The following is a 13,422-nucleotide window of genomic DNA, read 5'->3' on the forward strand; positions in this document are numbered from 1 at the left end:
TCAGCTGCCGAACACGCCGGTCAGCTCGGCGACCGCATCGGCGAGCGAGACGTTTTCGTCGGCGTCCTGGCGGATATATTCCATCACCGCCGGATGGCATGCGATCGCCGCGTCGATCGCCGGATCGGCACCGTGGCGATAGGCGCCCATCAGCACGAGATCGCGGTTTTCCTCGTAGGTCGCGAGGTGACGGCGGAGCGTCCGCGCGGCCTTGGCGTGCGGTGCGTTGACGATATCGGTCATCACGCGGCTGACCGACGGGCCGATGTCGATCGCCGGATACACGCCGCGCTCGGCAAGGTGGCGGTTGAGGACGATGTGGCCGTCAAGGATCGAGCGGGCGGAGTCGACGACGGGATCGTTGCCGTCGTCGCCGTCCGCCAGCACCGTGTAGATCGCGGTGATCGAGCCGCCGGTGTGGACGTCGACGCCCGCGCGCTCGATCAGGTTGGGCAGCATCGCGATGGCGCTGGGTGGATAGCCTCTTGCCGACGCTGGCTCGCCTAGCGCTAGGCCGATCTCGCGACCCGCATGCGCGACACGGGTCAGCGAATCCATGATCAGCAGGACTTTCTTGCCCTCGTCGCGGAAGGATTCGGCGATCGCATGCGCCCGAAGTGCGCCGCGGATACGCAGGACCGGCGAATGGTTGGCCGGCACCGCGACCACGACCGACCGCTTGCGCGCTTCGCCGGCGACCTTGGTCTCGAGGAAGTCGGCGACTTCGCGGCTGCGCTCGCCGATCAGCCCGATGACGATCACGTCGGCCTGCGCCGCGCGCACGATCATGCCGAGCAGCACCGACTTGCCGACGCCCGAGCCGGCCATAATGCCGACGCGCTGGCCCTGGCCGATCGTCAGCAGGCCGTTGATCGCACGCACGCCGACGTCGAGCGGTTCGAGCACGCGGCCGCGATCGAGCGGCGACTGGAGCTTGCCGGCGAGCGGCCAGCGACCGGCGCCGCGGATCGGACCGAGGCCATCGATCGGCTTGCCGGCGCCATCGACGACGCGCCCGAGCAGCGCGGCGCCGACTTCCGCCTCACCCGGAGGGCCGATCGGCTTGACCGGCGCGCGAGGGAGGAGGGCGGCGGGGCCGCCTAGGTTCATCATCAACGTCCTGCCGTTGCGGAAGCCGATGACTTCCGCCTCGACGCTCGCCGCGCCTTCGCCGACCTGGCAGACGGTGCCGACCGGGAGGGTCAGGCCGACGGCTTCCATCAGGAGGCCGTCGAACGAGGCGAGGCGGCCGGAGACCTTGGGCTTCGCGACGAAATCGGCGTTGGAAAGGGTTTCGAGATAGTCGGCGGTAAAGCGGTTCAGCATTTGGGCACCGGCACCCGGTCGATCGCCTGCGCCAATTGGTCGAGCCACAATTCCGGACCGTCCTCGACGATCGTCGACGCGCTTTCGAGCACGAAACTGCCGCGTGCGACGCCGGGATCGCCCGCTGCGAAGATCGATTTTGGCAGGCGACCTTCGAGCAGCGCGACGTCGTCCGGGTGAACGCGGAGCAAGGCGGATTCCGCGGAGTCGGACAGGAGTTCGGCGGCAGTCTCGATCCGGCCGGCGAGCACGTCGGGCGCGATGCCGACGTCGCCGACGAGTTTGGAGACGAGGAACAACACCGTCTGGCGAAGCTGCGCCGCGACGCGCTCGCGGTCGATCCGATCCCCGCCAAGTGCCGCCGCAAGATCACCGAGCAGCGCGCCGTCCCGGTTCGCGCTATCCTGCGCGGCGGCGGCAGCGGCGGCGAGGCCCTCGGCGTAACCAGCAGCATGCGCGTCGGCGAGCGGATCGATGAACGACGATTCGCTGACCGGATCGAGCGGATCCCACCCGGCGGTCGGGTTCACGTCCTTGTCGGCCGGGCTGAAGTGTTTCGGCGCGCTCGGCTCGGTCACCGGCTGCGACGTGAAGCTCGGCGAACCGAAATTGCTCGTCGGTCGCGCGGTCACACGCTCGCGGATATCCGCCGCGGCGAACCCGGATGGCGGTGCGAACGCGCTCGCCAGAATATGCGCGGTGGTCGTGTGACGCGACGCGAAACCCGCGGTGAACCCATTAGACATAATCGTCTTCGCCCCCGCCCATCTGGATCGTGCCGTCCTTCGCCAGCCCGCGCGCGATCGCGATCATCGCCTTCTGCGCTTCGAGCACTTCGGCAAGCTTCATCGGCCCGCGGGCCTCCATCTCGTCGCGGATGGCGTCGGCGGCGCGCGCCGACATGCAGCCGAGGAAGCGGTTGCGGATCGTCTCGTCGACGCCCTTGAGCGACTTGGTCAGGATTTCGCTGTCGACGTTGCGGATCAGCGTGCCCAGATTCTTGTCGTCGAGTTCCAGCAGATTGTCGAAGACGAACATCGCCTCCTCGATCGCCTTGGCCACGTCGCGATCGATCTTGAACAGCTTCGGCATCACCCGCTGCTCGGTCGCTTTGCGCGCGCCGGACAGGATCTTGGCCGCCTCGCGCGTGCCGCCCAGCGTGACGCCGGCACCGGCCGACGACGTGCTGGTCCGGTTGGCGAGCAAGGTGCGCAGCGTATCGACCGCCTCGGGCGTGATCGGCCCAAGCCGCGCGATGCGGTGGAGGATGTCGGGCTGGACCGCGTCGGGCAGCAGTTCGAGCACCTGGCCGCCGACCGATGCGTCGAGATTGGCGATCAGCACCGCGGCGATCTGCGGATGCTCCTTCTCGATCATCGCAGCGATCTCCGGCGCGTCGAGCCAGTCGAGCAATTCGAGTTCGCACGCGGCCTCGGCCGGCGTGATCCGCGCAAGCACGCTCTCGGCCTTTTCACGGCCAAGCGCGCGGTTCATCACCGCCTCGATCTTGGGCCGCGGATCGAACCCGATCGCGGTCCGCTCGCGCGCGCGGTCGACGAAATCGTCGAGCACGTCCTCGACTTCCTGCTCCGAGACATCGGCGACCTTGAACATCGCCGCGCCAAGCTGTCGCACCTCTTCGGGCTCCAGCTTCTGGAGGATGGCCGCGGCCTCCTCCTCGCCGACGAGCATCATCAGCACCGCGGCGCGCTCGACGCCGGTGTAAGTGCGAATAGCGACGTCGCTCACTTCGCGTCCGCCTTGATCATGTCGCGCACCGCCAGAGCTGCGCGCGTGGGATTGTCGCGCGTGAAGCCGCGGACCGCGCCGATCCGGTCGTCATAGCCGCGCGTGTTCTCGAGCTGGTCGAGGCTGACAGGCGCGGCGACGCCGATCCCGGCTGGTGCGCCTTCGCCACCCGCCTCGCCGATCGGCTGGCCGAACGCGGGACGCGTGGTCGCATCCTCGCGCTTCTTCATCAATGCCTTGGCGATCGGGCGCACCCCGAGCAGCAGCACCAGCAATGCGATCAGGATCGCCGTGCCGTTGCGTGCGAGCACCGGCAGCCACGCATTGTCGTACCAGGCCGGGCCGCTCGTCGCGGTCGCATCGGCGCCGGCGAACTTGCGGCTGATGACGGTGACGTTGTCGTTGCGTGCCTGGTCGAAGCCGACCGCGCTCTTCACCAGATCGGTGATCTGGTTGATCTCCATCGCGGTCCGGCGAGTCTTGTCCGGATCGCGCAGGAGGACGGCGACCGACAAACGCTTCACGCCACCCGGCGTCGCCCGCGTAACCGACACTTCGCGGCCGAGGTCATAGGCGCGCTGATACTGGTCGGACTGCTTCATCGCGTCCGGCGCAGCGCCACCGGCGACCGGCTGCGCGGCCGCACCCGGATTGCCCGTCGCGGGCTGCGGCGTCGACAAGGTGCTGGCGGCAGGCGGCGTGTTGCTCAGCGCACCCGGGATTCCGCCCGGAGCACCGGCGGCACCGTCCTTCTGGTTGCCGGTCCAGTTACCCGTCTCGGCGCGCAGCACGCCCTGCTTTTCATAGCTTTCCCGCGTCGCCTGGCTCTCGTCGAGATTGACGTCGGCCTGCACCTCGGCGGTGAAATTACCTGCGCCCACGAGGGGCGTCAGCAGCGCGATCAGCTGGGTGCGATACTTGTCCTCGATCCGACGCTGGATATCGATCCGCGCGTCGCTTGCCGCACCCGCACCGTCATTGCCGCCGGCCTTGGTGAGCAAAGCGCCCATCTGGTCGACGATCGTCACGGCCTCGGGCTTCATCCCCGGCACCGACGAGGCGACGAGGTTGATGATCGAGCTGACCTGCGCGTCGCTCAGCGAACGGCCACCCTGCAACTTCAGGATGACCGAAGCCGATGGCGCAGCGTTGTCGCGGACGAACACGGAAGCTTCGGGCATCGCGAGGTGCACGCGAGCCTCGGCGACCGCGTCGATCTCCTCGATCGACTTCGCCATCTCGGATTCGCGTGCCTGGCGGAGGCGCTCGCCTTCCACGGCGCGCGAAACGCCCATCGGCAACTGGTCAAGGATCGCATACCCGCCGGGCGCTGCTTTCGGCAGGCCCTGGCCCGCCAGCAGCATCTTGGCGCGACTGTAATCGTCCTCGCCAACGGTCAGTGCGCCGGTGCCCTCGTCGATATGGCTCTTGATGTTCGCCGTGGTCAGCGCGGACGTGACCGCAGCCTTGTCCGAATCGGGCAGCCCGCTGAACAGCGTCTTCTGCGTCGGCGTCGACAGGCTCATCCACGCAAGCGCGGCGGCGGCGATCAGGCCGACCATCAGCGCCATCGGCAGCGACCGGCGCACGGCCGGCTGCGCCATGACGCCCTTGATCTGCTGGAGGGGGTTCGCGAACCGTTCGGTCGCACCGGATGTGGGGATGAGTGCGGTGCTCATGTCAGACCGGCATGCTCATGATATCCTTGTAGGCGGACAGCAGCTTGTTGCGGACCTGCAACGTCGCCTCGAACCCGACCGACGCCTGCTGGCGGGCGAGCATCACCTTCGCGATGTCGACCGTCTCGCCGCGCTCATAGCTTTCGCTGAGCTTGGCGGCCTGGGTCTGGCCGTCGTTGACGCTCTTCAGCGCGGTTTCCATCGTATCGGCAAAGCTGGTCGGCTTGACCGTCTCCGTCGGCGCCACGCTCCCCGCCGCCCCAGCACGCGACAGCGCCTGGTTGCGTTCGAGAATCTGCGAGCGCAGCGCCATGACGCGGTCGACGCTCATCGCGCCGCCGCCGACTCCACTGACGCCGCTCATGCCGAGGCCGCCCAGTTATGGACGCTGCCGATATCGTCACCCTGCTCGCGTGCCTTGGCGAGGCGATAGCGCAGCGTGCGTTCCGAGATGCCCAGGCGTTTCGCAGTCTCGATCCGGCTGCCGTTGCACGCCTTCAGCGTCTCGCGAATCGCCGCGAACTCGCTCATCTGCACAATGTTGCCCAGGGTTTCGGGTTCTGCCGGCGCTGCCATCGGCGTGATCGGCGTCACGGTCGCGGTCCGTTGAAACGTCATCGAAACCGGGCGGTCGAACAGGATGTGGCTCGCCTCGATCGTGTCGCCGCCGCAGAACAGCAGCGCGCGCTGGATCACGTTCTCCAACTCGCGAACGTTGCCCGGCCAGTCGTGCGCCATCAGCTGCTCGATCGCGGCGTGGCTTGGCCAGGGAATGACGTTGCGGGCGCCGGCATGACGCAGGATCAGCGTCGCGGCGAGCGCGGGGATGTCCTGCGGGCGCTCGGCCAGCGACTTGGTCGCGAGCGGGAACACGGCGAGGCGGTAATAGAGATCGGCGCGGAACCGGCCGGCGGCGACTTCGGCGTGGAGATCGCGGTTGGCACACGCGATCACGCGCACGTCGATCGGCTGCGGCACCGAGGCGCCAAGCGGCACGACCTCGCGCTCCTGCAGCACGCGGAGCAGTTTCGCCTGCAATTGCAGCGGCATCTCGGCGATTTCGTCCAGCAGGATCGTGCCGCCATTGGCTGCGCGGAAAAACCCGTCGCCGCCGCTGGATGCGCCGGTGAACGCACCCTTCTGGTGACCGAACAGCAGCGCCTCGAGCATCGATTCGGGGAGCGCGGCGCAGTTGATCGCGATGAACGGCTTGTCCTTGCGCGCCGAGCCATTGTGGATCGCGCGGGCGAGCACTTCCTTGCCGGTCCCGGTCGGCCCGTTGATCAGCACGGTGATGTCGGCGGCGGCAACGCGCTCAGCCAGCGCCAGCAGCGCGAGGGATTCGGGGTCGGCGGCGGTCGGCATCTCGGGCCCGCCGATCAGCGCGCGCGCAAAGCCGTTGCCGACGGCGGTGTCTTCGGGCGGGAAGCTGATCCGGGCCGGCGAACCATCGCGCGACGGCGTCACCTGGCGACCGTCGCAGCCAATCACCACGGTGCGGGCTGGGGCGGTGATGCCTTCGCCGTCCGCGACCAGGAACAGGTCGTTCGGGCCCGGCTGGCTCGTTTCGAACGAGCCTATGCCAAACCCCTGCGCGCGCAGTGACGAGACGAGCGCGTATTTTCGCGAAGTGACCGCGGCTGATGGAAAGATCGAACGCATGGTGTTCCCCCTGGACGATTCGGGAATGCGCCAAGGTTGGTAAACACGTGGTTAAACGCTGCCGCCGGCCGGCAAGTTTTATCCGGGCGTGTCCGCGCGGTCACACGCGCAGACGAGCGCGCACATGCGGACACGTTCGCGCGCGCGACCCTGCACGGGGGGCGTGTCCGGGCCTGCATGCGAGCGCCCACCGGCCCACCGCGAGGGCCGAATTTATTTCCTAAAGCTCGTTCGCGGGCGGCCGTTACTCACTTCGACGGCACGGGGTTTTCGCCATGGGGGCGGCGCGGATCGTCGGAACATTCACGGAGATTTCGCAATGACTGTCATCGGTACCAACACCTCGGCGATGCGCGCCACCAACGCTTCGACCCAGGCTTCGAGCATGCTCTCGACCTCGATGGAGCGCCTGTCGACCGGCAAGCGCATCAATTCGGCCAAGGACGATGCCGCCGGCCTCGCGATCGCGTCGTCGATGACCTCGCAGATCCGCGGCATGAACCAGGGCATCCGCAACGCCAACGACGGCATCTCGCTGGCGCAGACCGCAGAGGGCGCGCTCGACGAGGTCAGCAACAACCTGCAGCGTATGCGCGAACTGACCGTGCAGAGCCAGAACGACACCTATTCGGTCGATGACCGGGCGAACATCGACAAGGAGCGCGTCGCGCTCGCCAAGCAGATCGCATCGGTCGTCAACAACACCGAGTTCAACGGTACCAAGCTGTTCAACGGCGACTCGTCCGCGGTCGTCATCCAGGCGGGTGCCACCGACCTCGACCAGATCACGCTGTCGGTAGGCAATCTGACCGATGTTACGGATGGTACGGATCCCACACCGGATGGCGCGGGATTTGCGCTCTCGAACATTGTCGATGTAACGGCAACTGACGCGACTGTGCTCAAGACGACTGGCACGCTCGAGCAGTATGACGATGCGATCGCGTCGATCGCGACGACGCGCGCCGGCCTGGGTGCAGATCAGAATCGCCTCCAGTCGGCGGTCAACAACCTGACCTCCAACGCGACCAACCTGTCGGACGCCAAGAGCCGCATCGAAGACACCGATTTCTCGGCAGAAACGACCGCGCTCGCCAAGGCCCAGATCCTGAGCCAGGCATCGACCGCGATGCTCAGCCAGGCCAATCAGAGCCAGCAGAGCGTCCTGAAGCTGCTCCAGTAATCCGGAACGGCACCGGCACCGCCCCCCAAAGGGTGTCGGTGCCGCTCGGACCCGCCTTGCTTCACAGAAGCAGGGGCGGAGAAAACCTCGGTGGCGCAAGCCCCCGGGGTTTTCGCCTATGTGGCCCGCAGCCGACGGCACGCGGCTCGCCGCATCGACCTTCCGGCCCAGGCCAGTACCGTAGCATCGGGGCAGGTGGAGTGTGTTTCCCCGCGAAGGCGGGGACCCAGTCTGGGCTCCCGCCTTCGCGGGAGGACAAGAGCGAGCAGACTGTCGTTCGGGTACGACCGCGGCCCTCTTATGAGGCCGCAAATAACGAACCAGCTCGTGCCGAACCGGTAAAGGTAGACCCGTCCTAGAACGAGAAGGACGACAGGATCAGGATACCCGTCTGCATCTCCTCCTTGTAGCGGATCGCGCTCTCCCCAGCAGGAAGAGGCTTGTTGGCCCTAAGCCCCTCGCCGAGGATACGGGTGTTCGGATCGACGACGACGCCAAAGCCGAGGTTGAAGCTGTCGTCTCCTGCGCCGCGCCGCGCACCGAACATCACGCCCATGCCGACCGCCTCGATGACGTCGTCGGTGCCGGGCTGGAGCGCGATGAACGGGCCCCAGCCCCATTGTTTTTCGTCTCGCGTATTTCTGAGATCGAGGAAGTCGATGTTCGCGCGCGGGGTGAAGAAATAGTGCGACTCCAGCATGATCCGAGCGCGACCGTTATTTTCGTCGTTCACGCGCACGATGCCGTTGACCAGCGCTGCATCGCTGATCCGGTCACTGGTGCCGACATCAAGCGTGAACGAGATGCCGCCGCCGAAATCAATTCCCCCGAACGTCCCACCCGGTTTCTTGTCCAGCGCCTTGATCGCTTTTGCGATGTCGGCTGCGGTCGGCGGTGCTTCACGGAGCTTTGATGCGGCGGCAGTGGAACTGCGGCCATCTTTCGTATGGGCGCCTGCTGCCGCCGCGCCCGCTACCGCGGGGGGCGGTTGACGCGTATCGGGCGTCACCTCGTCGTCATCCAAGGACGAGATCTGCGCCTCGATGGCATCACGCTGAGCGATCAGCTCCTGATATTTCGCTTCGCGCCATTCGGCGGCGATCTGATCGGATGTTCGCTTCTGCGCGATTGCCCGTTCGGGAATGGCCGCAGCCATTGCGAGCACGGAGATCAATATCGTCGATATGCGTAGCATGCTCGCTCCCCCGAATAGCTCGGTGAACAAGATGCGGTTCGGTGCGGTCGCGGTCTATAGAAGGTGGCTCCGTATCGGAGGCAACACTTTCGTAAGATTATCGGTCCTGGCCGTCAGACCTGCCGCGCAAGCGCTTTCTTCAACTTTGCGTGCGCGGACGCCTTGATCTGGCACACGCGCGCCGAGCCGACGCCGAAGACTTCGCCGATCTCCTCGAGGTTGAGTTCTTCGACGTAATAAAGCTGGATCACCTGCGCCTCGCGTTCGGGGAGCGCAGTGATTGCCTTGATTAGGGCCTCGCGCATGTCGCTGTCGGCGAGCTGCTCGAACGCATCGGGCGTGTCGTCGGCGAACCACGGCAAGTCGTCCGAATACATGTCGTCGATCGAGTCGAAGCGAATCGCGTCGGCGGTGACGTAGTCGGTGCGGAGTTTCTCGATCGTCACGCCGATATGCTCTGCGATCATGTCTTCTCCGGGAGCCTTGCCGGTGCGGGCGGTGAGCGTCGAGATCGCCTCGGCGTACTGGCGGCGGCGACGCATCGCGCCGCGCGTGCTCGTGGCCTGGCGGCGGAGTTCGTCGATCATGCTGCCACGCAGGCGGGTGATGAGGTAGGTCTTGAACGGCATGCCGCGCTCGTCGAAATTCGCCGCGGCTTCGACCAGTGCGACCAAGCCGACCTGGATCAAATCCTCGACCTCGACGCTGCTGCTCATGCTGCCGTGGACGTGCCAGGCGATCCGGCGGACCAGCGGCAGATGCTGTTTCACCAACTGGTCCGCGTCGCCGCCGGGGCGCTGGTGCGGGCGGTAGGTGAGAGGCTGGCCCGTGAAGGGCTGGGCATCGGCGAACGCGCCGCGCATCGGGAGCGCGCTCATGCCGCCAGCGCCTGTTGCGAGGCACCGATGACAGCGACGACTTCGACCGCCTTCTCCTCGGGCACTTCGAAGAACGACATGACCGGCGTGTCGGGTAGGCACGTCCGCACCAGCTTGCGGATCGCGATGCGGATGGTCGGCTGGACGACCAGCGCGAACGGTTTCGCTTCGGCGATCAGCGGTTCGGCGGCGCGTTGCAGCGCCTCGACGATGCGGCGGCCGAGATCGGGTTCGATGACGTGGCGGCGCGATTGATCGGCGCGCATCGCCTGGCCGAGCAGACCTTCCAATTGACCCTCCAACGTCATGACGCGCAGCGGTTCGCGCACGCCGCACAGTTTCTGGATGATGAGCGCGCCGAGCTCGGGGCGGATCGTCTCGATGATCTCCTCGGCGTCCTGCGTGCGCTGCGCGGCGACCGCGATCGCGCCGGCGATGCGACGGAATTCCTTGAGCGGCACGTTCTCCGCGAGCAGGCCTTTCAGGACCTGCGTCAACGTCGTGATCGGCAGCGGCGCGAGTGCGGCGACCAGTTGCGCGGCGCGCTCCTTGAGACCGTCGAGCAGCGCCTGCACTTCGTCCTGGCCGAGCAGCTCGGACGCGTTCTGGCCGAGGAGGTGGTTGAGGTGCGTCGCCATCACGGTGCCGGGATCGACCACCAGATAGCCCGCGCCGGTCGCGGCATCGGCATCGCTGGCGTCGACCCAGGTCGCGTCGAGCCCAAACGTCGGGTCCTTGACCTTCTTGCCGAACAGGTCGCCGAACGCCTGCCCCGTGTCGAGCGCGAGCATCTCGTCGGGCGAGACCGTGTCCTCGCCGACGACGACGCCGTTGACGAGGATCCGGTACACGTACGGCGCGAGGTTGATGTCGTCGCGGACGCGGACCTGCGGCACGACGAAGCCCAGTTCCTTCGACAATTGGCGGCGGACGCCGGTGATCCGCCCCATCAGCGGCGACCCGCGACGCTCGTCGGCAAGGGGGACCAGTCCGTAGCCGATGTCGAGATTGACCTGCATGCCGTCGGTGACTTCCTCCCAGCCGATCTTCGACTGGTCGATCGTCTCGACGGGGACGACCACGACGGGGGCAGGACGGCGCTCGATCTGGCGCAGCTTCCACGCGGCGAACCCGGCGATCGCCGCGGCGGGCAGGATCACCATGTGCGGCATGCCGGGCAGGATGCCGAGCAGCGCGAGGATCACCGCGACCGGCGTCCAGGTGCGTGGGCTACCGAACTGGCCGCCGATCTGGCCGGCAAGGTCCTTGTCGGAGGTGACGCGCGTGACGATCGACGCGGCGGCGATCGACAGCATCAGGCTCGGCAGCTGCGCGACCAGCGCATCGCCGATCGCGAGCAGGATGTAATTGTGCGCCGCATCGGCGATCGTCATGCCGTGGCTGACGGGACCGAGGATCAGGCCACCGATGATGTTGGCCGCGAGGATCAGCATGGCGGCGACCGCATCGCCCTTCACGAACTTCGACGAGCCGTCCATCGAGCCGTAGAAATCGGCTTCGGTCGAGACTTCGACGCGGCGTGCCTTGGCTTCGTCGGGGGTGATGAGGCCCGCGTTCAGATCGGCGTCGATCGCCATCTGCTTGCCGGGCAGCGCGTCGAGCGTGAAGCGCGCGCTGACTTCCGACACGCGGCCGGCGCCCTTGGTGACGACGATCATGTTGATGATCATCAGGATCGCGAAAACGAAGATGCCGACGACGTAATCGCCGCCGATCAGGAACGTCCCGAACGCCTCGATGACGTGGCCCGCCGCGCTTTCGCCCTCGTGGCCGTGGACCAGCACGATGCGGGTGGAGGCGACGTTGAGGCCGAGACGGAAAAGGGTGGCGAACAGCAGCACGGTCGGGAAGGCGGAGAAGTCGAGCGGCTTCTGCGCGTTCAAGGCGACCATCAGCACCGCGAGGCTGATCGCGATGTTCGCCACGAAGAAGATGTCGAGCATGAACGCCGGGATCGGCACGACCATGACGAGCACGAGCAGCAGGATCGCGAGCGGCAGGACCGACGCCCTGGCGTTGGAGAGAATGCGGTTCATGGCTTAGGCGCCCAACCGTGCGAGCATCATGTACGCGAGCCGCGCGGTATCGGGCGTTGGGCGCAGGATATTGGCGGCGGCCTGCGTCGTCCGACCGGTGAACTTGTTCATCGCGGTCGTTGCCCAGGCGAGCGCGTCGTCGGCGCTTTCGTTGCTGCCGGTGATGACCGTGCTGCCGTCCATGTCGAGCGCCTGCGACGCGAAGTTGGTGGGCGTCGCGGTCGCGCTCGCACCGGCTGCGGCGCCACCGAGCTTGTCGGCGAAGCGGTCGTAGATCGCCGACAGGGTGCGCGGCTGGTTGTTCGAATCGTAGAAGACGTTGTGGTTGGCGCGCGCGGCGGCGGGGAACAGCGCGGCGCCGCTCGCCTGCGGGTTGGTCTGCATCGTTTTCAGGAACTTGGTCGCGCCGCCGAGACCCATGAAATGCGCCATATAGAGGTCGGTGCCCGACGCCGGGCGGTTCAGCGTGTTTTCTAGCGAGGCCTTGTTGTCCGAGGCATATTCGGCGGCCATCAGCGAGGCGGCGTTGGGATCGTTGCGCAGCGCGAGGATCGCCGCCTTGGTGCCGGCATCGCCGACCGAGAGGCGCCCGCTCGACGATGTGCCGATGCTGTTCGCGGCCCACGCCATGCCGTGCTCGGCGCCGTGCTTCTTGACGACGGAGAGCCAGCTCTGTTCGATGAACTGATAGAGGCCGGATGCGCTCGACGTGCCGGCCTTGGCGTTGGCGTTGAGCCCGCTTTCGAGCTTCGCCTGGCCCAGTAGATAGTCGAAATCCACGCCCGTCTTGCTGCTCGCAAGCGCGATCGCGGACTGGATCCGGCTGGTAGTGATAGGATTGACGGTCATGCCCGTGTGCGGTGCCCCTGATTCAGGGGGTACTCAGCAAGGGGCGTGCCAGTTTTGTAATGGTTCGTCTTATCCTCCCCTGGCAGGGGAGGTGTCGCGTAGCGACGGAGGGGTGTCGCCCTATCGAAAGCGGGTCACCCCTCCGTCAGCGCAGGCGCTGCCACCTCCCCTTGCAGGGGAGGAATACAGGCCGGACTATTACGCGTACGCCGCCCTAAGTCCCGGCCGATACCCGGCAACGGCGCCGTCGCCGGTCAGGGTTTGCAGGCGGCGGCGGACATTTGCCGCCATCAAATTCGTGTAGATCCGGCACGTCTCGTTGAGCCGGTTCGCCTCGTCGGCCAGCTCGCGGATCTCGGTGCCCGCGGGCCCCGTGCCCAGCAGCGCGACCTGTTCGATCCCGGCGAGCTTGTCGGCGGTCGCGCGCTCCAAGCTGGCGACGTCGTTCGACTTCAGCGCGTCGATCTCGGCGTGCAGCGCGTCGATCACGCGGATCAGGGCATCACGCCTTGTCATTGGAATTCCAGGCCAGGCTCAGCGCCATCAGCCGATCGGCGATGGTCGCGGGAAGGATGGGAAAATTGCCCGCGGCGATCGCCTTCTTGATCTCGGCGACGCGCGTCGCGTTGATCGGCGGCGACGAGGCCATCGTCTTGGCGAGCGCGATCGAGTCCGACACCACCGCGTTCTGCAGCGGAGCCGCAGCTTGCGGGGACGTCTGCACCGGGGTCTGTACGACCGTCGCCGGCGTCGCGGCGGCGACGCGCGCGACGGAGCGATCTCCTGCTACTGACGGCTTCGCACCGATCGAGTCCACCATGTACGCATCCTTTGGTTTGCGCTG

13 protein-coding genes are annotated in these 13,422 nt (G+C 66.8%); 1 reads left to right on the plus strand and 12 read right to left on the minus strand.

The window, feature by feature from the left end:
• Genes VH567_RS06755 through VH567_RS06780 form a run of 6 tightly spaced genes read right to left on the minus strand, consistent with a single transcriptional unit; the run spans position 1 to position 6,416 of the window.
• Entirely contained in the window at positions 1-1,326 is a 1,326-nt protein-coding gene (locus VH567_RS06755; RefSeq protein WP_423324408.1) for a FliI/YscN family ATPase, read from the minus strand.
• Complete coding sequence (locus VH567_RS06760; RefSeq protein WP_423324410.1) at positions 1,320-2,072, minus strand: flagellar biosynthesis protein FliH; 753 nt, start codon at positions 2,070-2,072, stop codon at positions 1,320-1,322. Before VH567_RS06760 ends, VH567_RS06755 begins: the two co-directional genes overlap by 7 nt.
• The gene (gene fliG, locus VH567_RS06765) at positions 2,065-3,075 is read right to left on the minus strand and encodes a flagellar motor switch protein FliG (protein WP_423324412.1); all 1,011 of its coding nucleotides are present in this window, start codon (positions 3,073-3,075) and stop codon (positions 2,065-2,067) included. The genes VH567_RS06760 and fliG overlap by 8 nt, the downstream gene beginning before the upstream one ends.
• On the minus strand, positions 3,072-4,754 hold the full coding sequence (gene fliF, locus VH567_RS06770) for a flagellar basal-body MS-ring/collar protein FliF (protein WP_423324414.1): 1,683 nt from the start codon (positions 4,752-4,754) through the stop codon (positions 3,072-3,074). Before fliF ends, fliG begins: the two co-directional genes overlap by 4 nt.
• A 1-nt stretch (position 4,755) precedes the next feature.
• Positions 4,756-5,118, minus strand: coding sequence for a flagellar hook-basal body complex protein FliE (gene fliE / locus VH567_RS06775; RefSeq protein WP_423324416.1), 363 nt, complete (start codon positions 5,116-5,118; stop codon positions 4,756-4,758).
• Positions 5,115-6,416, minus strand: coding sequence for a sigma-54 interaction domain-containing protein (locus VH567_RS06780; RefSeq protein ID WP_423324418.1), 1,302 nt, complete (start codon positions 6,414-6,416; stop codon positions 5,115-5,117). The genes fliE and VH567_RS06780 overlap by 4 nt, the downstream gene beginning before the upstream one ends.
• Positions 6,417-6,735: 319 nt before the next feature.
• Here VH567_RS06780 and VH567_RS06785 point away from each other — a divergent pair, with 319 nt between their 5' ends.
• Positions 6,736-7,599: a flagellin gene (locus VH567_RS06785; protein WP_423324420.1), complete on the plus strand. Its 864-nt coding sequence runs from the start codon at positions 6,736-6,738 to the stop codon at positions 7,597-7,599.
• Between the two features lie 355 nt (positions 7,600-7,954).
• On the opposite strand, the gene VH567_RS06790 is transcribed toward VH567_RS06785, so the two are convergent.
• From VH567_RS06790 to flgM, 6 genes are all read right to left on the minus strand, one after another.
• Positions 7,955-8,773 carry a hypothetical protein gene (locus tag VH567_RS06790; RefSeq protein ID WP_423324421.1) on the minus strand — a complete coding sequence of 273 codons (819 nt, stop codon included), beginning with the start codon at positions 8,771-8,773 and terminating at the stop codon, positions 7,955-7,957.
• Positions 8,774-8,907: 134 nt separating this feature from the next.
• Positions 8,908-9,672, minus strand: coding sequence for a FliA/WhiG family RNA polymerase sigma factor (locus VH567_RS06795; RefSeq protein ID WP_423324423.1), 765 nt, complete (start codon positions 9,670-9,672; stop codon positions 8,908-8,910).
• Positions 9,669-11,729: a flagellar biosynthesis protein FlhA gene (flhA, locus tag VH567_RS06800; protein WP_353444457.1), complete on the minus strand. Its 2,061-nt coding sequence runs from the start codon at positions 11,727-11,729 to the stop codon at positions 9,669-9,671. The genes VH567_RS06795 and flhA overlap by 4 nt, the downstream gene beginning before the upstream one ends.
• A gap of 3 nt (positions 11,730-11,732) precedes the next feature.
• Positions 11,733-12,578, minus strand: a complete 846-nt coding sequence (locus VH567_RS06805) for a lytic transglycosylase domain-containing protein (RefSeq protein ID WP_423324425.1) — start codon at positions 12,576-12,578, stop codon at positions 11,733-11,735.
• A gap of 198 nt (positions 12,579-12,776) precedes the next feature.
• Positions 12,777-13,094 carry a flagellar protein FlgN gene (locus VH567_RS06810; RefSeq protein WP_423324427.1) on the minus strand — a complete coding sequence of 106 codons (318 nt, stop codon included), beginning with the start codon at positions 13,092-13,094 and terminating at the stop codon, positions 12,777-12,779.
• Positions 13,081-13,398 (minus strand): flagellar biosynthesis anti-sigma factor FlgM, encoded by a 318-nt coding sequence (gene flgM / locus VH567_RS06815; protein ID WP_423324429.1) that lies wholly within the window; start codon positions 13,396-13,398, stop codon positions 13,081-13,083. The genes VH567_RS06810 and flgM overlap by 14 nt, the downstream gene beginning before the upstream one ends.
• Between the last annotated feature and the right edge of the window lie 24 nt (positions 13,399-13,422).

Source organism: Sphingomonas sp. 4RDLI-65 (genome assembly GCF_049472435.1).
Classification (GTDB): domain Bacteria; phylum Pseudomonadota; class Alphaproteobacteria; order Sphingomonadales; family Sphingomonadaceae; genus Sphingomonas.